The organism is Bacteroides sp. AM41-16 (assembly GCF_003603495.1).
Taxonomy (GTDB): domain Bacteria; phylum Bacteroidota; class Bacteroidia; order Bacteroidales; family Bacteroidaceae; genus Bacteroides; species Bacteroides uniformis.
Genome location: NZ_QTNE01000001.1, coordinates 258,037 through 278,819 on the forward strand (window position 1 = coordinate 258,037; position 20,783 = coordinate 278,819).

Annotated in this window: 16 protein-coding genes and 2 riboswitches; of the genes, 7 read left to right on the top strand and 9 right to left on the bottom strand. The window is 49.7% G+C overall.

What is annotated here, in order from left to right:
* Positions 1 to 56 precede the first annotated feature (56 nt).
* The gene (gene pncB / locus DW896_RS01330; protein ID WP_057281158.1) at positions 57 to 1,241 is read left to right on the top strand and encodes a nicotinate phosphoribosyltransferase; all 1,185 of its coding nucleotides are present in this window, start codon (positions 57 to 59) and stop codon (positions 1,239 to 1,241) included.
* Positions 1,242 to 1,272: 31 nt separating this feature from the next.
* Here the strand turns inward: pncB and DW896_RS01335 are convergent, their stop codons facing one another.
* From DW896_RS01335 to DW896_RS01355, 5 genes are all read right to left on the bottom strand, one after another.
* A complete protein-coding gene (locus DW896_RS01335; protein ID WP_119992732.1) occupies positions 1,273 to 1,842 on the bottom strand; it encodes a cob(I)yrinic acid a,c-diamide adenosyltransferase in 570 nt (189 codons plus the stop codon).
* A gap of 3 nt (positions 1,843 to 1,845) precedes the next feature.
* Complete coding sequence (locus DW896_RS01340) at positions 1,846 to 2,439, bottom strand: zeta toxin family protein (protein ID WP_005829300.1); 594 nt, start codon at positions 2,437 to 2,439, stop codon at positions 1,846 to 1,848.
* The gene (locus DW896_RS01345) at positions 2,439 to 2,636 is read right to left on the bottom strand and encodes a hypothetical protein (RefSeq protein WP_005836934.1); all 198 of its coding nucleotides are present in this window, start codon (positions 2,634 to 2,636) and stop codon (positions 2,439 to 2,441) included. Before DW896_RS01345 ends, DW896_RS01340 begins: the two co-directional genes overlap by 1 nt.
* Before the next feature lie 143 nt (positions 2,637 to 2,779).
* Positions 2,780 to 4,498 carry a fimbrillin family protein gene (locus DW896_RS01350; protein ID WP_035448418.1) on the bottom strand — a complete coding sequence of 573 codons (1,719 nt, stop codon included), beginning with the start codon at positions 4,496 to 4,498 and terminating at the stop codon, positions 2,780 to 2,782.
* Positions 4,499 to 4,548: 50 nt separating this feature from the next.
* Positions 4,549 to 5,958, bottom strand: coding sequence for a cobyrinate a,c-diamide synthase (locus DW896_RS01355; RefSeq protein WP_009038538.1), 1,410 nt, complete (start codon positions 5,956 to 5,958; stop codon positions 4,549 to 4,551).
* Between the two features lie 94 nt (positions 5,959 to 6,052).
* Between DW896_RS01355 and DW896_RS01360 the strand changes: the two genes are divergently transcribed.
* A complete protein-coding gene (locus tag DW896_RS01360) occupies positions 6,053 to 7,483 on the top strand; it encodes a phosphotransferase (protein ID WP_009038539.1) in 1,431 nt (476 codons plus the stop codon).
* Between the two features lie 25 nt (positions 7,484 to 7,508).
* Positions 7,509 to 8,249 (top strand): nucleotidyltransferase family protein, encoded by a 741-nt coding sequence (locus DW896_RS01365; protein WP_057281159.1) that lies wholly within the window; start codon positions 7,509 to 7,511, stop codon positions 8,247 to 8,249.
* Between the two features lie 95 nt (positions 8,250 to 8,344).
* Here the strand turns inward: DW896_RS01365 and DW896_RS01370 are convergent, their stop codons facing one another.
* From DW896_RS01370 to accC, 4 genes are all read right to left on the bottom strand, one after another.
* Complete coding sequence (locus DW896_RS01370) at positions 8,345 to 10,030, bottom strand: putative transporter (protein ID WP_009038541.1); 1,686 nt, start codon at positions 10,028 to 10,030, stop codon at positions 8,345 to 8,347.
* A gap of 127 nt (positions 10,031 to 10,157) precedes the next feature.
* Positions 10,158 to 11,690, bottom strand: coding sequence for an acyl-CoA carboxylase subunit beta (locus tag DW896_RS01375; protein ID WP_009038542.1), 1,533 nt, complete (start codon positions 11,688 to 11,690; stop codon positions 10,158 to 10,160).
* A 54-nt stretch (positions 11,691 to 11,744) separates the two neighbouring features.
* On the bottom strand, positions 11,745 to 12,260 hold the full coding sequence (locus DW896_RS01380; protein WP_005829357.1) for a biotin/lipoyl-containing protein: 516 nt from the start codon (positions 12,258 to 12,260) through the stop codon (positions 11,745 to 11,747).
* Between the two features lie 45 nt (positions 12,261 to 12,305).
* A complete protein-coding gene (gene accC / locus DW896_RS01385) occupies positions 12,306 to 13,817 on the bottom strand; it encodes an acetyl-CoA carboxylase biotin carboxylase subunit (RefSeq protein WP_119992734.1) in 1,512 nt (503 codons plus the stop codon).
* A 134-nt stretch (positions 13,818 to 13,951) separates the two neighbouring features.
* A riboswitch (cobalamin riboswitch) is annotated at positions 13,952 to 14,157 on the bottom strand.
* Between the two features lie 42 nt (positions 14,158 to 14,199).
* Positions 14,200 to 14,408: riboswitch (cobalamin riboswitch) on the top strand.
* A 121-nt stretch (positions 14,409 to 14,529) separates the two neighbouring features.
* Here accC and DW896_RS01390 point away from each other — a divergent pair.
* The 4 genes from DW896_RS01390 to DW896_RS01405 all read left to right on the top strand — a co-directional run bounded on the left by DW896_RS01390 (position 14,530) and on the right by DW896_RS01405 (position 20,783).
* The gene (locus DW896_RS01390; RefSeq protein WP_119992736.1) at positions 14,530 to 16,890 is read left to right on the top strand and encodes a TonB-dependent receptor; all 2,361 of its coding nucleotides are present in this window, start codon (positions 14,530 to 14,532) and stop codon (positions 16,888 to 16,890) included.
* Positions 16,891 to 16,911: 21 nt separating this feature from the next.
* Positions 16,912 to 18,234 carry a hypothetical protein gene (locus DW896_RS01395; protein ID WP_119992738.1) on the top strand — a complete coding sequence of 441 codons (1,323 nt, stop codon included), beginning with the start codon at positions 16,912 to 16,914 and terminating at the stop codon, positions 18,232 to 18,234.
* 17 nt (positions 18,235 to 18,251) lie between these two features.
* Positions 18,252 to 19,199: a sirohydrochlorin cobaltochelatase gene (locus DW896_RS01400; protein ID WP_005829367.1), complete on the top strand. Its 948-nt coding sequence runs from the start codon at positions 18,252 to 18,254 to the stop codon at positions 19,197 to 19,199.
* 69 nt (positions 19,200 to 19,268) lie between these two features.
* Complete coding sequence (locus tag DW896_RS01405; protein ID WP_005836677.1) at positions 19,269 to 20,783, top strand: PepSY domain-containing protein; 1,515 nt, start codon at positions 19,269 to 19,271, stop codon at positions 20,781 to 20,783.

The following is a 20,783-nucleotide window of genomic DNA, read 5'->3' on the forward strand; positions in this document are numbered from 1 at the left end:
AATTTTCACTATCTTCATCCCCAAAATCGAACATCATAACTAAAGAATATTTTGCCATGATTCATACCATACTCGATACAGACCTTTACAAATTCACCACCTCGTATGCCTACATCAAATTGTTTCCCTATGCCATGGGCACTTTCAGCTTCAAGGACAGAGACGACACCGCCTATACGGACACGTTTCTGAAGGAACTGCAAAAGGCGGTGGACAGCCTGGCACAGACCGTACTTACTGCCGAAGAGCTGGAATACATGACCCGCCACTGCCGTTTCCTGCCGAGGGTCTATTGGGAGTGGCTCTCCTCCTTCCGCTTCCAGCCGGAGAAGGTAAGCATCCATCTGGACGAGGACCGGCACTTGAACATTGAAATCACGGACTATCTGTACAAGGCCACCCTTTACGAAGTCCCCCTGCTTTCCATCGTATCCGAAATAAAGAACCGTTCTTTGGGAAACGTGGCCGACATGGACGGCATACTCTGCAAACTGTCCGAAAAGGTGGCACTCTCCAACCGACACCAGCTATATTTTTCGGAGTTCGGCACCCGGAGACGCTTCTCGTTCGAGGTACAGGACAAAGTCATAGACCGTCTGAAGGAAACCGCCGAATACTGTACCGGGACTTCCAACTGCCACTTCGCCATGAAATACGGCATGAAGCCTATGGGGACGCATCCGCATGAATGGTTCATGTTCCACGGCGCACAGTTCGGCTACAAACACGCCAACTACATGGCCTTGGAAAACTGGGTGAACGTGTACGACGGTGACTTGGGCATCGCACTGTCCGATACCTATACCTCCGGCATTTTCTTAAGTAACCTGAGCCGCAAGCAGGCCAAACTATTCGACGGTGTACGCTGCGACTCCGGCGATGAATTCGATTTCACCGACAAGCTCGTTGCCCGCTACCGCGAACTGGGTATCGACCCTACCACTAAAACCATCGTCTTCAGCAATGCGCTCGATTTTGGCAAGGCACTCGACATCCAGGAGCATTGCAGGGGCAAAATCCGCTGCTCCTTCGGCATCGGCACCAATCTGACGAATGATACCGGATTCAAGCCCTCCAACATCGTAATGAAACTGACGCAATGCAAGATGAACGTCAACCAGGAATGGCGCGAATGCGTGAAGCTGTCCGACGATGCAGGAAAGCATATCGGCAGCGAAGCGGAAGTACGGGCATGTCTGTATGATTTAAGGCTCGGACAGCAAATAGAACCCCTATGCTGAAAACAGCTTCCCGGCGGTTAGCGATAAGTGCTTACTGTCTTTTCCTTTTGTAGGCAAACTCTTGCCATTTCTCCTCCGGCCAGTCCTGCCGCTGCATCTCCATGCGGGCCATGACGAAGAACAAGTCCGAAAGGCGGTTGATGAAGCGCAGAATATCCTCGTTCACGGGGTCTTGGCGATGGAGTGTCCACAAACGGCGTTCGGCACGGCGGGCCACGGTACGGGCAAACTGCAGTTGGGCTGATATGGGAGTGCCACCAGGCAAAAGGAAGTAGCCGTTGTCCGTCAGCAGGACGGTCATGGCATCCATCTCCTGCTCACAGCGCAGCGTGAGCTCTGCGGCAGAAAGCGGATTAGGGTTCACCACTCCCGAGGGAGTGGCCACATGGCTCATCACCACCATCAGTTCCCGCTGGACAGCATGCAGCAACTCCTGCCATCCATCTTCTGCCGCCAGCATGGAGCGCACGATACCAATCACGGCATTCAATTCATCAAGGCATCCGTTTGCCTCGATACGGATATCGTCTTTCGGCACGCGCATGCCACCATGAATACCTGTTGTTCCTTTGTCTCCAGTTTTGGTATAGACTCTTTTCATTCTCTATTTGATAAGGAACTGTGCCCACTGCGGGATTTCCTCTACATATTGTTTGAAGAGGGTCCCGTTTACAGTGCGGAACAATAATCGAGGAATTTGATTTTCTATTGAATTATCGTAGACATATACCCTATCAACCAAGGATATTGCTTTGCCTATATTCAATAACGATTTATAATAACGGGAAATAATTTTGGAAATGGGAACTTCATGCCCTCCATTCAAATAGCGCTGTGTAATACGCCGTACATTTATCTCAGGATTATTTGTACAGACAAAAAAAATGCGAATAAAAAATCCTGCTTTTTTTGCTTCTTCAACAAATGCAAGTTTTTCGTCTGAGGAAAAGACTGTTTCAAATACAAAATCTTGCCTTTTCCTTAAACACTCATAACGCATTTTAGTCGCCAATTCTGCTGCCTTCAATACTGCAACGGGAGAATTCCAATCACCATATTGTTCTTGCGCTATATTATCAGGATTAATGTAAAGGCTATTTTCTGCCCATTCATTATGAAGCAGTTGCACTGTCGTAGAAGTTTTACCCGAACCATTCGGACCAGCTACTATACAAAGTGTCGGATTTTTTTCGTTCATCACATGGATATATCACTTACATTTTTAGCTCTATATGCTTTCAATTTTTCTCTCACCTCTTGCATTCTCCGCTCCAATTCTCTTTTTGCCTTGCGAGAACTTTCACGGGCCGCAACAGCCACTTGTTCCATCAAAGCATGCAGTTGTTCATCAGTAGGGTCTTCCAAAGAAGACAAGCGATAAGTATTCAGTTTCATAATCATAATATATTTAAATGAAAACAAAGATACTCCACTATTTCGAGAACACAAACGAAATTACATAAAATATCAATGCGCTATCCGGACTTTTTCATAATGAATTCAAACTTAGATTAGGACTATTTTTAATCAAGGAATGATTAAAATGCAAAAAACGGCCGGACATGCCATGCAGAAGTCTTATTATATCCTTGTAAGCAAACCCTTTCCCACTTATATAAGGGATCATCAATATGCCAGAGAAGCATCCAGCTTCTATCTTTATCATATTGAGAACTGCAACTGAAACCAAGTCTGTAGTTCACGTTAAACTGCGGTAACGATTTACCAACTTTGGATAACTGTCCTTCTAATTTATCTAACGTTTCCTGTCCCCACTTTTCATCTTGTAAACCATTACCGGTATTGTGTTGGAAGTTTTCCGGAGATCTTCCACAAATATTCACCAACATATCAAACCATTGCCCTATACTTGGCAGAAACCACGGACTGCGTTCAATCCCATCCGGTACCTTATTGCTGTTATTGTAAGTTTTCACCAGATAAAAAGCACGACAGTCGCTTACAAAAGATGCATCACCCTCATGATTTGCCAGCATCTGTAAAGTTTCAGAGTAGCCATTCATGTTATTCTTGATTCTACTAAAATCATGCTTTGACTTTACATCAGCTATTGATATTGTGTCAATACCCACTTCGATTAAATCCACCGGTCCCCAATTCCCTTCTTTCAAACTATCCAACATCATCACATAGGCATGATTCCATCCCTTTTCATTGCACTTCTTGTCTGTCATCCTTTTCGGATCGCAAGTAATTACCATTCCGATAGCATTTTTATAATCATAGATTTTCCCATCTTCTTCCAACATTCCATTTCCTGGATGTACCTCTATTCTTCTATCGATTTCGTTCTGAAAGATAAAATCCCCGGGATAAAGCTTTCTTTCTATACTTCCTTTACCGGGTACGGGACTGATAACTTTCAGAGTATAGCATTTTCCAGAAACAAGAGTGATGGAGCTGCCCGAATAATTTATCTTTATATTCGTATCATCTCTTCCATTGGTAGTCGTATAGTTTCCGGTAACCCGTGCATTTGCTTGTGGCGGAACAATGGCACAATATTTCAAAGAATCTATCTGATATGGAGTAATACCATTCAGACTCACATTAATAGCTACCGAGTCTGTTCCTAAAACCCTCGATTCCATATGGTAAACAAAGCCTGCCTTTTCAGGAGCAAAACAACCTACGTATACTTGCGGTTGCAACACAAGCAATGCAAACTGGTGTTGAAACTGCAAGCTCAAGATTATTCCGGAAGAATTGTCAATAGCAGGTACGCCGGTGGCAATCAACAAGTCGCTGACAATATGCTTTTCTGTTGTGGACTGGTCTTTCGAAGGTTGCAGTTTTTCATTCCCGGTCAGTGAGGCAATAGCTCCGTCCATACCCTTTGAGACATCTATTGTGATATTCCTCCTATATGGATAGTATGCGACATAACTCACTCCATCATACCAATAAAGTGTACCATTTCCCACCGGATTCCAACTGCCGCTTGACCTATTGTAAACCAATTTGGCATTATCAATATCATCCATTATAGCACCGTCCTTTATGGCAAAAACACCAATCGAATCACCATCGACAAACTCCATTTTAAGATGTTCATCCTTTACAGAGGTACGTGTAGAGGACTTTCCTGCATGGGATAACTCTTCAAAATCAGCTACTATAGCCCGGATTGTAAAGGGGACTCCCTCACAGCCCGTAGACCTTTTCTCTATCGCAAAGATACAAACAAATTTGGAATATAAATATGCAGAAATACCGGGACTTTTCAAGCAAAACATGAAAGGAAAAAGAAGGAAAGTCCAGCAGATTCAAAAGATGTTTTACAAGATTAGGCTCCACCGAACAAAGACATCACATCCATCTCGCCCCAATACAGATGTGTATAGCTGGCAATCAGGTTCTTATAACGAAAAATGGGAGTAGCGACCTTCTCTCCTCTGGCATTGAAAACCTGCACTATCGAGGGAGTAAGACTGTACGCACCACTTTCTTTTCCACCAGCTTCGGGCACAGCAAGCTGCGTATAATGGAATTCGTGTCCTTTAAGCCGCCATCCGTTATAGTCGAACCGACGGTATCCCAATGTCAGTTTCCTGCGTTTACGCTCGTTCGTGATGCTGAAAGGTAATACTCCCACCATCTCATTTCCGACATTGCTTACACTGTTCCCGGTGCTTCTTCCGTCTGTATCACTGCCTCCCCCGTCCGTATCCCCATCAGAAAGAACGGACTGCGAAAGATATATCATCCCCCCGCATTCTGCCAGCGTCCTGCCACCAGCCTCTATATAGCTGCGGATAGACTCCCTGGCAAGCCTTGCCCCGGCAAGTTCCTCCAGACGGTTCTCGGGATAGCCGCCGGGCAGATAGAGCAAATCCGTCTCTTGCGGAATAGCCCGGTCCTGCTCCGGATTGAAGAAAGTGACCGTGCCCATACAGCGCAGAATATCCAGATGCTCCGCATAGAGGAAGGAAAAGGACTCTTCGTTGCGCGCTACCGAGATATGCAGCTTCCCCGGCTCTGATAGTACCGACTTCTCCTCCACAGCCGCCGCAGGCAATGGAAGCCCGATTGTCGAGAGTAGCAGTTCCCAGTCCACATGTTCCTCCAGCAAGCCTGCCAGCATGTCCAGCCCCTCCGTCTCCTTAGAACGGCTGAAATCCAGCCCCAGATGGCGTGACTCCTGCTCCAGTTCCTTCCGTTTGGGCAGATAGCCCAGACAAGTCACGTTCAAGTCTTCACAGACCTCCTGCAGCATCCGGTAGTGGTGGGGTGAGCCGACACGATTGAAGATAACTCCCGCAATACGTATATCCGGACGGAAATTGATGAACCCCGACAACAAAGGAGCCATGGAATAGGCAGCCGACTTGGCATCGACCACCAGCACCACAGGAATACCCAAGAGCCGTGCCACTTCTGCCGACGAGCCCCGGTCGCGGTCGTACCCGTCGTACATCCCCATCATCCCCTCGACCACGGCAACATCAGCATCTGCCGAATAGCGTGCATACAGACTGCGGACATGCTCCGGAGATGCCATGAAAGTATCCAGATTGATGGAAGGACGGCCACATACCGCCTCGTGATACTTAGTATCTATATAATCGGGACCGCACTTGAAAGGCTGCACCTTCAGACCTTTCTTCACAAACAATGCCATCAGTCCACGACTGACGGTGGTCTTTCCACTGCCCGATGTAGGGGCGGCTATGAGAAACTGAGGAATGGAATCCATTATGAAGCTATCAAATTAAATATTTTCCTCCTGCAAAGGTAAGCATATCTCCGACAAAAGTTTTATCTTAGCTGCGAAAATAAAACATACCACCATGATAACCGAAGAACTTAAGAAACTCTACATCGCACATACCGGACACGAACCGGAACAGATTGACGAACTCCCCTCCTCCGGCTCCAACCGCCGTTACTTCCGCCTCATCGGAAGTCCTACACTTATCGGCGTCAGCGGAGAGTCTGTGGAGGAGAACCGCGCCTTCCTCTACATGGCAGAACATTTCCGCCAGAAAGGACTGCCCGTACCGCAAGTGTTCATCCGCTCCGAAGATGATATCTATTATCTGCAAGAAGACCTGGGCGACTCGCTCCTATTCAATGCCATCGAGAAAGGCCGCAAGACCAGCGTATTCGGTGAGGAAGAGAAACAGTTGCTGCGCAAGACCATCCGTCTGCTGCCCGCCGTACAGTTTGCCGGAGCCGACGGCATGGACTTCTCCTACTGCTACCCGCAGGCAGAGTTCAATAGCCGCAGCATTCTGTGGGACTTGAACTACTTTAAATACTGCTTCCTCAAGGCTACGGGAATGGACTTCCAGGAAGACCGGCTGGAAGACGACTTCCAGAAGATGGCAGACGTGTTGCTCCGTAGCAGCTCCGCCACCTTCATGTACCGCGACTTCCAGAGCCGTAACGTTATGATAAAGGACGGCGAACCGTGGCTCATCGACTTCCAGGGCGGACGCAAAGGTCCGGTCTACTACGACGTTGCCTCCTTCTTGTGGCAGGCCAAAGCAAACTATCCCGACAGCCTGCGCCAAGAGTTGCTGAAGGAATACATCGACGCCCTGCGCAAGTACCAGCCCGTGGACGAGGCTTATTTCTATGCCCAGCTTCGCCACTTCGTATTGTTCCGCACCATGCAGGTGCTGGGTGCCTATGGTTTCCGCGGTTACTTCGAGAAGAAGCCCCACTTCATACAAAGTGTCCCCTTCGCCATCGAGAACCTTCGCCAACTGCTCCAAGAACCTTATCCAGAATATCCCTACCTCTGCCGGATTCTGCGCGAACTCACCGATCTGAAACAGTTTACAGACGACCTGCAAAAGCGTCGCCTCGTGGTGAAAGTCACCAGCTTTGCCTACAAAAAAGGTATCCCCGAAGATTCCACGGGCAACGGAGGAGGTTTCGTCTTTGACTGCCGCGCTGTGAACAACCCCGGCAAGTACGAGCGTTACAAACCCTTCACGGGACTGGACGAACCCGTTATCCGCTTCCTGGAAGACGACGGCGAGATAGCCGTATTCCTGGAGCATGCCTACGCCCTTGTCGACGCTTCCGTGAAGCGCTACATGGAACGCGGCTTCACCAATCTGTCTGTCTGCTTCGGCTGCACCGGCGGACAGCACCGCTCCGTATATTCGGCACAACACCTGGCGGAACATCTGCACAAGAAGTTCGGCGTGCAAGTGAACCTGATACATAGAGAACAGAATATTGAACAGACGTTTAAGGCCAAAGTTTAATGTGCTAATGTGAGAATATGCCAATATGAAAGCCATGATTTTCGCCGCCGGCCTGGGCACCCGGTTGCGCCCCTTGACGGACCACATGCCCAAGGCCCTCGTTCCCGTAGCAGGAAAGCCCATGCTGGAACGGGTGATACTGCGGTTGAAGGAAGCAGGATTCAACGAGATAACGGTCAATATCCACCACTTCGGGGAGCAGATTATCGACTTCCTCCGTGCCCACGACAACTTCGGCACGGAGATTCACATCAGCGACGAACGCGGCATGCTGCTCGACACCGGAGGAGGCATCAAAAAGGCACGCCCCTTTCTGGACGGACAAGAACCTTTCCTGGTGCACAACGCGGATATTCTGACGGACATTGACCTTGCAGGTCTCTACCGCCACCATCTGGAGAGCGATGCGGAGTCTACCCTGCTTGTGAGCGAGCGCAAGACTTCCCGCTATCTCCTTTTTGACGACGACTACCACCTGCACGGCTGGATAAACAAGTCCACCGGAGAGGTGAAACCGGCAGGCTTCGACTACCGGGAAACGAAGTACCGGGAACTCGCCTTCGGAGGTATCCACATCATCTCCCCCTCCCTCTTCCGCCTGATGGACGATGGGCAGTGGAACGGCAAGTTCTCCATCATTCCTTTCTACTTGTCCGCTTGCACAAAGGTGCACATACAAGGCTATCCGCTGCAAGGATTCCGCTGGTTCGACATCGGCAAACCGGAGACACTGACGCAAGCGGAGGAATACTACAAACAAAAATAACAAGTAATGTAAAGCAGCCTAACATTACTTGTTAGCTCCCTTTACATTACTTGTTATCAAATCAACCTATGTACCATAGATTATCTATGGTGAAACTACGCCAACGCCAGTATCAGCAACTGAGCCGTCAGCACCCGCAGGAACATAGCCAGCGGATAGACTGTGGCGTATCCCACCGCAGGGGCATCGCAGGATGTCAAGTCCGAGGAATAGGCCAATGCAGGCGGATTGGTGTTAGCTCCGGACAGCACACCTATCAGCGTATAGTAGTTCAGCTTCCAGAAATAGCGCCCCATGAATCCTGTCACCAGCAACGGAACGACCGTGATGATGGCCCCATAGCCAATCCACACATAGCCGCCTTCGTAGATAATGGTATCGATGAATCCCTTTCCTGCACCCAACCCCACGCAGGCCAGGAACAAGGCGATACCGATTTCGCGTATCATCAGATTGGCACTCATCGTCGTGTAGGTTATCAGCTTATATTGAGGCCCGAAACGGCTGATGAGGATGGAAACCACCAACGGTCCACCGGCCAGTCCCAGTTTCACGGGTTGGGGAATGCCGGGGAACATGAACGGCAGACTGCCCAAGATACATCCCAGGGCAATACCCAGGAAGATAGGAATCAAGTTGGGATGGTTGAGACGCTTCAGCGAGTTACCCAGCACCTTCTCCGCATGACTCACGGCAAGCTCACTGCCTACAATCGTCACACGGTCTCCCATCTGCAACTGCAAGTGGGGAGTTGCCACCAGATCCACGCCCGAACGGTTGATACGGGTGATGCAGGCACCGAAGTTGTTACGTATCTTGAGCTGAGACAGAGACTTGCCGTTCAGTTCCGGCTTGGTGATGAGGATGCGGCGTGAAATCAAGTTCTTGTCCTCCCGTTCCCACTCCACCGAAATTTTTCTTCCGAAGAAGGCAACAATGGCCTCCACATCTTTCGGGTTGGCAATGAACAGAATTTCATCCTGCATGTGCAGCACCGTATCGGCATTCGCCAGTTCTGTTTCCTGACTGCCGGTGTGCCGGATGCGGGAGATGACAAACGCACGGTTCAACAATGGTTTCACATCTCTGATCCGCTTGCCGTCTATTGCCTCATTGCGTATCTCTACCGATATGGGACGCACGGTCAGCTCCTGCAGATGACCCAGCCCGTGCTCGGCATCCTCCTCTTCTTTTTGGGTATTAATCCGCATGAAAATCTTCAAGGCTAGCAGCGCCAGGATGCAGCCCACCACACCCAGCGGATAGGCAACGGCATATCCGAGTGCGATTTCCGGAGCATCCACCCCGTTGAGGTCACTGTTTGCCTGCTGGGCAGCACCCAGACCGGGGGTATTGGTCACGGCTCCGGACAAGATACCCACCATCGTAGTAATGGGGATTCCGGTGGCAAAGTGCAACACAATGGTGATAACCACGCTGAGGAAGACGGAAAGCATTGCTACCATGTTCAGCGTAAGTCCGCCCTTCTTGAAAGCGGAGAAGAATCCCGGTCCCACTTGCAGACCGATGGAATAGACAAACAGTATCAAGCCGAACTCCTTCAGGAAGTGCAGCAGATGTTCGTCGAGGTTCATGTCGAAATGTCCGAAGACAATGCCCACAAACAAAATCCAGGTGACACCCAGCGAGATGCCTGCCACCTTCAACTTGCCCAGCATGATACCGAAGGTGATGACCAGGGACAGAATTAGGACAGAGTGTGCCACTCCTCCGCCCCAAAGGTTGGGATAACCCTCAAAGAGGTTTCTTAATAGTTCCATAGTTTCTATCTTTAGTTTTTACTTTTCAGCCTTATTGTTTAATTCTTAATTCTCTATTTAAAAAGTGTATCCCCACAGAAATCACTTCTCCGGGGATACGCATTTCACACATAAAAAATAACTACTATTATAAAGGCATGTTGCCGTGCTTTTTCGGTGGATTGCTCTGATTCTTGTTGTGCGCCATCTCCAATGCCTGCACCAGCTTGTAGCGGGTGTCACGCGGCATGATGACCTCATCTATGAGGCCACGCTCGGCGGCGCGGTAAGGGTTGGAGAACTTGTCTTCATACTCCTTGATAATCTCCTGCTTCTCTTCGGCAGAGGACTTGCGGTAGAGGATGTTCACTGCACCCTCGGCACCCATCACGGCGATTTCCGCCTGCGGATAAGCCAGGTTCACGTCGGCACCCGTCGGTTTGCTGGACATCACGATGTAGGCGCCGCCGTATGCCTTGCGGGTAATCAGCGTTATCTTGGGCACGGTGGCCTCGGCATAGGCATAGACAATCTTGGCGCCGTGGCGGATGATGCCGTTGTGCTCCTGCATCGTTCCGGGCAAGAAGCCGGGAACATCTTCGAAGGTTATCAGCGGGATGTTGAAGCAGTCGCAGAAACGAATGAAACGTGCCGCCTTGTCGCTGGCATCAATATCGAGCACACCCGCCAAATAGGCAGGTTGGTTTGCCACGATACCTACCGAACGCCCGTTCAGACGACCGAAACCGATAACGACGTTCTTGGCAAAGTGAGGCATCACTTCGAAGAAGTACTGGTTGTCCAGCACCGGTTCTATAATATCCTTGATGTCATAGGGCATGTTCGGGTCCTCAGGAATGACGGTCTGAAGCGCCTCTACCCGGCGATGGATATCGTCGGAGCAGGGAGTGAAGGGAGCATCCTCCATATTGTTGGACGGCAGGAAGCTCAGCAGCTCGCGGATGCTCATCAGTGTCTCCTCCTCCGTATTGCACATGAAGTGGGTAACGCCGCTCTTGCTGCTATGCGTATAGGCACCGCCCAGTTCCTCCTTGTCCACCTCCTCGTGGGTCACGGTCTTTACCACGTCCGGACCGGTGATAAACATGTGGCTCTGCTCCTTTACCATGAAGATAAAGTCGGTAAGCGCCGGAGAGTAGCATGCCCCACCGGCACACGGACCCAGAATAGCGGATATCTGCGGAATGACACCCGACGCAATGGTGTTCTGATAGAAGATGGAGGCATAGCCTGCCAAGCTGTTCACACCTTCCTGGATGCGTGCGCCGCCCGAATCGTTGAGGGCAATGACGGGAGCACCGTTCTTCAGGGCAAGCTGCTGCACCTTTACAATCTTTGCGGCATTCGTCTCGCTGAGCGAACCGCCATGCGCCGTGAAGTCGTAGGCATAGACAAATACAAGGCGGCCGTCTATCTTTCCGTAACCGGACACCATGCCGTCTCCGGCAATCTGTTTCTTCTCCATGCCGAAGTTGGTGCAACGGTGGTTCACGAACTTGTCCAGCTCATTGAACGAGCCTTTGTCCAGCAGCATGTCAATACGTTCGCGGGCAGTCATGCGGCCGGAGGCGTGTTGTTTCTCTATCTTGTCTACGCCCCCACCCAGCGAGGCACGTTTATCCAGTTCCTCAAACTGGCGGTATATTTCTTCTCTGTTCATATTTGCATTTACAATTTAGTGATTTATAATATACGGACTGAATGCGACTCGGGATTATTCCTCCTTTATCAACTCCAATTCAATCAATACTTGGTTGGCATTTACCGGTTCGCCCTCGCCCACGAGGATGTTGCGGACGATGCAGTCGGCATTTACCTTATAGTTACTCTGCATCTTCATGGCTTCCAGCACCACGGCAATGTCTCCGGCAGCCAGTCGGTCGCCCACCTTGACGGGGATGCTCACTACCTTGCCCGGCATCGGCGCCAGAATCTTGTCGCCCTGCTTCTCGTCGGCTCCTTTCTTCATGTGCAGATACTTGGCTTGCGTGTCCACGATGTCCACATGAAAGGAACGCTGGAGCATGCTGATGTCATAACTCTTGCCGCCCTCGCCGCGCACAAGGCCTGCGTTGAACGAGTTTCCGTTGTGCAGGATGGAGCAACTTCCGTTCTCTGCCATCACAATGTCCACTTCGTAGGGCTTTCCGTCAATGGTAAGTTGTACCTTATTCCCTTCCTTACCCACCAGGGTAATGTCTGCGATACGGTCTCCTATATGTATTTCCATTATTAATTATCCATTATCAATTATCCATTATCAATTATCCATTCCTTAAATCCTGAGCACTCCCTTCTGCAAGCCAAATTCCCTCCAACGGCTGATGGGGCGGGCATCGGGTAGCTGTGCCGAAACATTCTCCTCCAGATTAACCAGATAGTCCATATAGGCAGCTATCATGGCTATGTTCTCCAACTCTTCGTTGGCAGTGTTGGTGCGTACCAGCATGCGGGCGTTCTTCTCGATAAAGAGGGTGTTGTACTCTCCCTTCACAAAGTCGGGCACGTGCATGATGCGCTTCAGATAGGCAAGGTTGGTCTTTACGCCCGTAATTTTGTACTCGTAGAGCACACGGCGCATACGCTCGATGGCATACTGGCGGGTGGTTGCCCATACGATGAGCTTACCTATCATAGGGTCGTAGTAGATGGGAATCTCATAGCCGTCGTACACATAGCTGTCTATACGCACACCGATTCCGTTCGGCTCCGTCAGTTGCTTGATGACACCGGGAGACGGCATGAAGTTGTTTTCCGTATCTTCGGCACAGATGCGGCACTCTATGGCATGACCGCGCTGGAACAGGTCCTCCTGCTTGAGGTGCAACACCTCGTCGTTGGCAATACGGATTTGCTCTTTCACCAGGTCTACGCCTACCACCTCTTCCGTGATGGGGTGCTCCACTTGCAGGCGCGTATTCATTTCGAGGAAATAGAAACGGCGGTTCTTGTCTACCAGAAACTCGATGGTACCTGCACCGGAGTAGTTCACTGCCTTTGCTGCGGCAACCGCCTTCTCTCCCATTTCCCGGCGCAATTCCGGCGTAAGGAAGGGTGACGGGCTTTCTTCTACCACCTTCTGGTTGCGGCGTTGCACGGAGCATTCGCGGTCGAAAAGGTGGATAACGTTGCCGTGGTTGTCGCCCAATATCTGGAACTCGATGTGATGCGGTTCTTCCACGAACTTCTCCAGATAGACCGTGTCGTCTCCAAAGGAGGACATGGACTCGGAGCGTGCCGTGTTGTAGGCTTCCACCACTTCGCTCTCGTTATGGATAAGGCGCATACCTTTACCACCGCCACCCATAGACGCCTTCAGCATCACGGGGTAGCCTATCTCGTTGCAGATACGCACGGCTTCTTCGGCACTCTGCAAAGGTTGTTCCGTTCCGGGAACCACGGGTACGCCTGCCGCAATCATTCGCTTGCGGGCAGCTATCTTGTCGCCCATCGCCTCCATCGTCTCGGCGGCGGGACCGATAAAGATAATCCCTTCCTCCTTGCAACGGCGTGCAAACTCCGAGTTCTCCGACAAAAAGCCGTAACCCGGATGGATGGCATCGGCACCGCATCGCTTTGCCGTGGCAATCACTTTTTCAATATTCAGATAACTCTCTTTTGCCACGGCCGATCCTATCGGATAGGCTTCATCGGCATATGCCACATGATGAGAAGTACGGTCGGCATCGGAAAAGACGGCAACCGTAAGCAGTCCCATCTCCCGGCACGAACGCATGACGCGCAAGGCAATCTCACCTCTGTTGGCAATCAATACTTTCTTAATCATTTTACTTTTTCTTTAATATATAAAGGATATATATAGTCACACCACAATGCGGACATACCTTCAACAAAGGCATTCCATTTCTTGTTTAAATGTTCAACTAATATCTTCGTACTGTCTTCCTAACCCACGAGCAAAGGCAGCCTTTAATGAATGGCAGGTCTTCTGACTGACTCCTAATCCTGAAGCCTTCCCGATATTTCAATGCATATCAGTGGCAAAGGTGTTTTTCATGATATAAACGGAGCTTCACAGCAGCGGGACTGTCCGGGATTTACACCCGATTCCCTTTTAATCCAGATGATGGAAACATGCATCCGGAACCAATTCGCGGGCAAAGATAAGAAAAATTATCAGGAGTATTCGCAAACCTAATAGTTTTTGTTATCTTTGTCCCAGTTTTGGTTTCACCTCTCCCGGTTCTGTTGGAGATGAGTGATGAAAAAGGGAATCAGGTGCAAATCCTGAACAGACCCGCTGCTGTAAGTCCTTCCAAAATCTTTGAATATTCTACAAGCCACTGTCCGCCCGGCGGATGGGAAGGCATTCAAAGAGGGATAAGTCAGAAGACCTGCCAAGACAACATAGTTTTAGTGCTTTCGGGGAATAAAGCAACAAAACATTGAGTCGAGGCATTCTTTATCCATATAAAGGAATCTTTCTCTTTGTTCATTTTTCCTTGAGGGCAAGTTACGAACGCTTATAAGGAACTGAAATGAGATTCATCACAGGACTGCTATTTACATTTATCTGCCTACTGCCTGCAGGTAGTATGGCACAGAATAAGGTCACCTTATCCGGAAAAGTCAAAGACCAGCACGGGACACCGATAGCCCAAGCCACCATCGCTGTGGAAAACACCACCTCCGGCACCTATACGGATGACCGGGGGAAGTATTCACTGCAAGTCGCCCCGGGTAAACATACCTTCGTCGTCTCCTTCCTGGGCTACCAAACCGTGAAACAATCCCTCGACATCCGGCAGGATAAAAAACAGAACTTTACATTGCAGGAAAGTGCCGTAACACTGAGTTCTGTCGAGGTCTACGGAAAGACCCAAACGCAGAAAGTGAAGGAAGGAGCCTTTTCCGTCAATGCACTCGACATCAAGCCGATAGTAAACTCACTGAATAACCTCAACGACCTGGTGAACCGTACAACGGGCATTAAGGTGAGAGAGGAAGGCGGAGTTGGCTCGGACTTCGACCTCTCCATCAATGGAATGTCTGGAAATTCAGTCCGCTACTTTTTGGACGGAATGCCACTGGACACCAAAGGAAGCGGTGTTTCCCTCGCCAACTTACCCATTAACATCATAGACCGGATTGAGATATACAAAGGAGTAGTCCCTGCCAGCTTGGGAACAGATGCACTGGGCGGCGCCATCAATATCATTACAAAGCAGGAAAAAAAGGATTATCTGGATGTATCTTACGGCATCGGCTCCTTCCATACCCACAAGGCAGACTTGAATGCACAGTTCGTAGAAAAGAAAAACGGACTAATAGTCCGGCCCACCGTTGGCATCAACTACTCCAAAAACGATTATAGAATGAAGAATGTACAGATGCGCGACGAAAGCGGGGACAACTTCATATATGGCAATCCCAAGCGTTTTCATGACGACTACTTCTCGCTACTGGCACAGGTGGAAGCCGGATTTGTCAACAAATCCTGGGCTGATGCTTTCTTTGTTTCCGCCTCCTATTCAAAAACAGACAAGGAACTGCAGACGGGGTCTGTTCAAAACAAAGTATACGGAATGGCAGAAAGGAATTCCGATTCCTGGAACATCTCTGCCCGCTATCAGAAGTACAACTTCATCCTGAAGAACATGCAACTGAATGCCTCCCTCTCCCACACCTGGGACCATTCCTTGACCGTGGACACTGCCTATCGGAAGTACTATTGGGACGGAGGATACATCGTGAGCCAGCGCAACGAGATTATGGGCAAAGAACCATCCATGCGCCACTACAAGCGTCCGCTCACCATCATGCGCACCAACCTGGACTATCAGCTGAATACCCATCACAGCTTTAATCTGAACTACCATTTGAGCCGTACCGGAAACGACCGCTTCGATGACCTTGATACCAGCTTCGAGCCGTCAAAAGATGTGGTTACCAAACATATCCTGGGACTCTCCTACAACCAGTCTCTGTTGGATGGCAAGATGGAAAACGTATTCTTCATAAAAGACTACATCAACCATCCCAATATCCGGCAGACCGACCAATCCAGCGTGACCGGCTCGAAGGATGTGCAAGGCTCCACCACCAAGAACTACCTGGGTTACGGTGCCGGACTCCGGTATATCATCGTGGAACCTTTATCCATCAAAGTATCCTACGAGCATAGCGTAAGACTGCCCATCGCCCGCGAGCTGTTGGGAAACGGTACCACCATCTATGCCAACGTGGCACTGAAACCGGAAAACAGCAACAACTTCAATGCCTCTCTGTTCGGCACATGGCACCCGGGCAATGGACATACATTCTATTATGAGATGAGCGGATTTTTCCGTAAGGTAGACAACTACATTCAGACCAGCATTGCCGAGAAAGAGGGTACAATGCAATATACCAACGTCCCGGCTGTCCATGTAAAAGGTGCGGAAGGGGAAATGCGCTACGACTGGCAAGGCAGACTGCAACTCGCCACAAACGTCAGCTACCAGGACACTCGCGACCAGCAGAAGTACAAGGGTGACGGAAAGCCCTCTGCCACCTATAACAACCGTGTGCCCAACCGCCCGTGGCTATTCGGTAGCGTAGAGGCTTATTATACCTTCCGCAACATTGCCCTGCCCGAAAGCAGATTGCGCCTGGGTTGTACCTATCAATGGGTACACTGGTACTTCCTGACCTGGGAAGCTTACGGCGCATATGATAACAAGGCACGCATTCCCGCCCAGCACATCTGTAATGCCGACATCACTTACTCATGGAGACGCGGACGCTATAATCTGGCTTTGGAGTGTACCAACTTCCTCGACAAGACAGCCTATGACAACTACAAGCTGCAGAAGCCCGGACGTGCTTTTTTTGCTAAATTCAGACTATTCATTAACTAATCATTTAATAATTCATTCAAAATGAGAAAATTCAAATTTACACTGATTGCCTTTATGGCTGCCATGATGGCACTGTCATTCACAGCGTGTTCCGATGATGACCCGGAACCTAATCCTAATCCCGACCCGGAAGTCAATGAGGATAACTATCACTTCGACCTATTTGTCACCGTAGACAAACACGGTGGGATGAGTAGCAAGAATACCACTATTGTCCATAGCGTCAACTCATTGGCCGCAGAGCAGGGTGTCATCACTGTGAAAAGAGAAGGTTCGGAACTGGGAGATTATTCCATGGAGACTATCTCAAAAGGAAAATATTACTACCAAATACCCGCAACCAACGACCGTTTCGTAAAATATCAAATCAAGAACAATGCAGTTCAGGTTATTGCAGAACGTCCCTTCAAGACCAACAGCTATAAGGTGCGTGCCTACACACATGCCTGGATTGACGACAATACACTCATCATCATGTCTACCAATGGCGGGAAAGACCAAGTGATTTATACAAAGCTGAACGCAAAAGACCTGACAATCCTCGATGAAGGTACTCTGAACATACCTGATCCTACCAACTGGACCAAGCTGACAAGCTCCGGTATCCTTACCTACCGCAAATCGGACAATAGATTGTACTACTTCTATTATTGGAAAGAAAAAGCCGGTCTGACAATTGCAAGCGAACAAGAGCCTAATTTCCACACAGCCATCATCAATCCGGTAACTATGGAAGTAGAAAAAGACATCAAATCTCCCGTTGAAGGTGAAATGGCAGGAAGTGCCTATGGAGAGCTGATGCAAAACTGCGTGATGTATGACGAAGCAGACAACCTCTACCTGGCTTGTTTCCATGAAGAGGCAAGTGGTATTGAAAAGGGGATGCTACTACGCATTAAGGTAGGCGCAACAGAATTTGACACTTCCTACAACGGTTATCAAAATGCAGACGGTAAGTTGATGACAGTTCAGTATTTAGGAAACAACAAAGCTTTGGTCTATGCTCGCAATGACAAAGCTCCTATCAGCGATAAAGCAGCTGCTGCAGGAATCAAAAAGCCTACAGCTATCGATGCATTCTCACACTACTATACCGTCATCGACCTTGCCACCGAAACCAAGACACGCTTAAGCTATGATGGCAAGGAAATCGGTTACAGCGGCGGTCGCTTCTCACAGCGTTCTGTCATCTTCAACAACAAAGCATACATTGGTGTAAACACTGAAGAAGATGCCAACGCCGTTATCTACATCTATGACATCAAGACCGGTAATGTAGAGAAAGGAGCCGAAGTGGACGGACGCTTCTACTTCGATATGATACGTGTCATAGAGAACGATTAAAACAAGCATCAGTATTTATGAAGAATTTGTTTGTCTTTTTATTCCTTTGTAATTTCCTCCTCCTCTGCCATGCGCACGGGGGAGGCAACTACGAGCACAGCGATATGCTTGCAAGTATGAAACCCGGCGACAAAGCCGCCCTGCTCATGGTGCACTTCGGCACTACGCACGACGATACCCGCGCCCTCACCATTGATGCCATCAACGCCAAGGCACAAGCCGCCTTCCCGGAGTTGAAGTTCCAAGAAGCCTATACGTCGCGCATCATCATCCGCCGCTTGAAAGAGCGCGGCATCACGAAGCTGACTCCACTGGATGCCATGCTGAAACTGCGCAGCGAAGGTTACACACACCTCATCGTACAGAGTACCAACATCATTGACGGAGTAGAAATGGAATCCCTCCGCCGGGATGTGGAAAACGCACTACCCTTCTTCAAGGAAATACGTGTAGGTACTCCCCTGCTCTACTCTATCGAAGATGCAGAGAAAGTGGCAAGTATTCTGGGGAACCGCTACAACGCCCCGGCACAAAGCAAGAAAGCTACCAAAGAACACTTCGTCCTTGTGGGCCACGGCACCTATACCCCCAGTACCGCCATCTACAGTCAGATGGACTATATGCTGAAAGCAGGCGGACTGACCAATTTCCATGTGGGCACCATCGAAGGTTATCCAACCTTTGACACCATGCTGGCACAACTGAAAGCCGGGAAAGCCAAACGTGTGACCCTCATACCCTTCATGTTTGTTGCCGGAGACCATGCCAAAAACGACATTGCCGGAGAGTGGAAGGAGATGCTCGAGAAAGAAGGCTTCACCGTCAGTGCACAACTGGAAGGACTGGGACAAATTCCGGAAATTCAAGAAATATTCATTGACCATATCCGTTTCGGACTGAAGCACCGCATGCTGGACATCATGACGAAGAAGGCGGCCTATGCTGCCGGAAAAGACACAGAATAATATACCCATTAGTGGGTATTTAGTGTTCTTGAATCATCTTGTACTTTTGCAGGAAAAACGCGAACGACAATGAATGTTATCACCAAACTGATGTACTCTATTCATAGGATACTGGGCACTTTGCTCTGTATCCTATTTCTCATGTGGTTCCTCTCCGCCTTCGTGATGATGTACCACCGCTTTCCCCGTGTCAGCGCCAAAGAGAAAATGCAAAAGCTGGATATGCTCTCCCAAACCGGAGACTCACTTCCGGACATCTCCTCCGTCACAGCCCGCCTGCCCCGTGGCGTAAAGGTCAGGTCTACGATACTGAACCTCAATGCCGGACACCCCGAGTTCAGCTTTAGTACCACAAAAGGCACGCTTCATTTCCTTGCCGATTCCACCATCTCACGACCCTCTCTGGACAGTGAACACCTGCACCGGACAGCAGCTTTGTGGTGTTCTTCTCCCATTACCCGTATCGACACCCTCCACTCTCTGGACCAATGGATTCCCTTCGCTGAACTGAAAAAGGAAATGCCCATTTATAAAATATACTTTGCCGACGATGCCGGGACACAGCTCTATCTGAGTTCACAAAACGGTGAGGCCTTGCAGTTCTCCAACAGAAGCGAACGCTTCTGGGCATGGCTGGGTGCCATTCCCCACTGGGTATACTTCACCTGGCTGCGGCAGGACACCGTCCTTTGGACTAAGACCGTCATCTGGCTCACAGCTCTGGGTTGTCTCATGGTCATTGCCGGCATTTGGGTAACTGTGGATGTATGGCGTAAGACGCACCGAAGCCGCCATCCCAAGTTCTCCCCCTACCGAAAAAGATGGTATCACTGGCACTACGTCAGCGGAATCTTTTTCGGCATCTTCGTACTGACCTTCACCTTCAGCGGCATGATGTCTCTGGCAGACATTCCCGAATGGATTCATAAACCGGCACTGAAGAAAGGCAGCGCCACACGCACGCTCCATGCCCGTGCCCCACAACCGGAGGATTACCCCTTGGACTACCGCCGTGTCATAGCTGCCTATCCCCAAGCTTTGCAGATAGAGTGGCGCAACTTCCGCGAACATCCCTACTACATCGTAAAAGATAGAAAAAACGAGTATTACATCGATGCCGCCGACAGCCTGCCGCGTCCGTTACAACTCTCCGAAGAAGAAATCCTGAAAGGCGTGGAAAGCATTTATACCTCCCAGCGTGATTCTTCACAACATATCCCCGGCATACGTATCTCCCGGCTCGAACATTTCGAGACCTACTATCGCGACATGAGCAATATGTATCGCGGACGACCCCAGCTTCCCGTCTGGAAGATAACGGTGGACGACCCGGACCGGAGCGTCTATTACATTCACCCGGAAACGGGAATCATCCGCCATGTAGACACCTCCTCCCGCTGGAAATACTGGAGCTATACAGCCCTGCACCGCATGCGTCTGCCCGGTCTGAACTCCAATGCCACCCTGCGCAAGACTGTGCTTTGGGTATTGCTGCTTGGAGGTACAGCCGTTTGCATCACGGGTGTGGCGTTAAGTGTGAATTATATAAGAAGAAAATGTTGTAAAAGACAAAAACGCTATTAA

Coding starts and splice junctions, on each gene's coding strand:
- pncB (WP_057281158.1), top strand. CDS start 57: ATGATTCATACCATACTCGATACAGACCTTTACAAATTCACCACCTCG.
- DW896_RS01335 (WP_119992732.1), bottom strand. CDS start 1,842: ATGAAAAGAGTCTATACCAAAACTGGAGACAAAGGAACAACAGGTATT.
- DW896_RS01340 (WP_005829300.1), bottom strand. CDS start 2,439: ATGAACGAAAAAAATCCGACACTTTGTATAGTAGCTGGTCCGAATGGT.
- DW896_RS01345 (WP_005836934.1), bottom strand. CDS start 2,636: ATGAAACTGAATACTTATCGCTTGTCTTCTTTGGAAGACCCTACTGAT.
- DW896_RS01350 (WP_035448418.1), bottom strand. CDS start 4,498: ATGTTTTGCTTGAAAAGTCCCGGTATTTCTGCATATTTATATTCCAAA.
- DW896_RS01355 (WP_009038538.1), bottom strand. CDS start 5,958: ATGGATTCCATTCCTCAGTTTCTCATAGCCGCCCCTACATCGGGCAGT.
- DW896_RS01360 (WP_009038539.1), top strand. CDS start 6,053: ATGATAACCGAAGAACTTAAGAAACTCTACATCGCACATACCGGACAC.
- DW896_RS01365 (WP_057281159.1), top strand. CDS start 7,509: ATGAAAGCCATGATTTTCGCCGCCGGCCTGGGCACCCGGTTGCGCCCC.
- DW896_RS01370 (WP_009038541.1), bottom strand. CDS start 10,030: ATGGAACTATTAAGAAACCTCTTTGAGGGTTATCCCAACCTTTGGGGC.
- DW896_RS01375 (WP_009038542.1), bottom strand. CDS start 11,690: ATGAACAGAGAAGAAATATACCGCCAGTTTGAGGAACTGGATAAACGT.
- DW896_RS01380 (WP_005829357.1), bottom strand. CDS start 12,260: ATGGAAATACATATAGGAGACCGTATCGCAGACATTACCCTGGTGGGT.
- accC (WP_119992734.1), bottom strand. CDS start 13,817: ATGATTAAGAAAGTATTGATTGCCAACAGAGGTGAGATTGCCTTGCGC.
- DW896_RS01390 (WP_119992736.1), top strand. CDS start 14,530: ATGAGATTCATCACAGGACTGCTATTTACATTTATCTGCCTACTGCCT.
- DW896_RS01395 (WP_119992738.1), top strand. CDS start 16,912: ATGAGAAAATTCAAATTTACACTGATTGCCTTTATGGCTGCCATGATG.
- DW896_RS01400 (WP_005829367.1), top strand. CDS start 18,252: ATGAAGAATTTGTTTGTCTTTTTATTCCTTTGTAATTTCCTCCTCCTC.
- DW896_RS01405 (WP_005836677.1), top strand. CDS start 19,269: ATGAATGTTATCACCAAACTGATGTACTCTATTCATAGGATACTGGGC.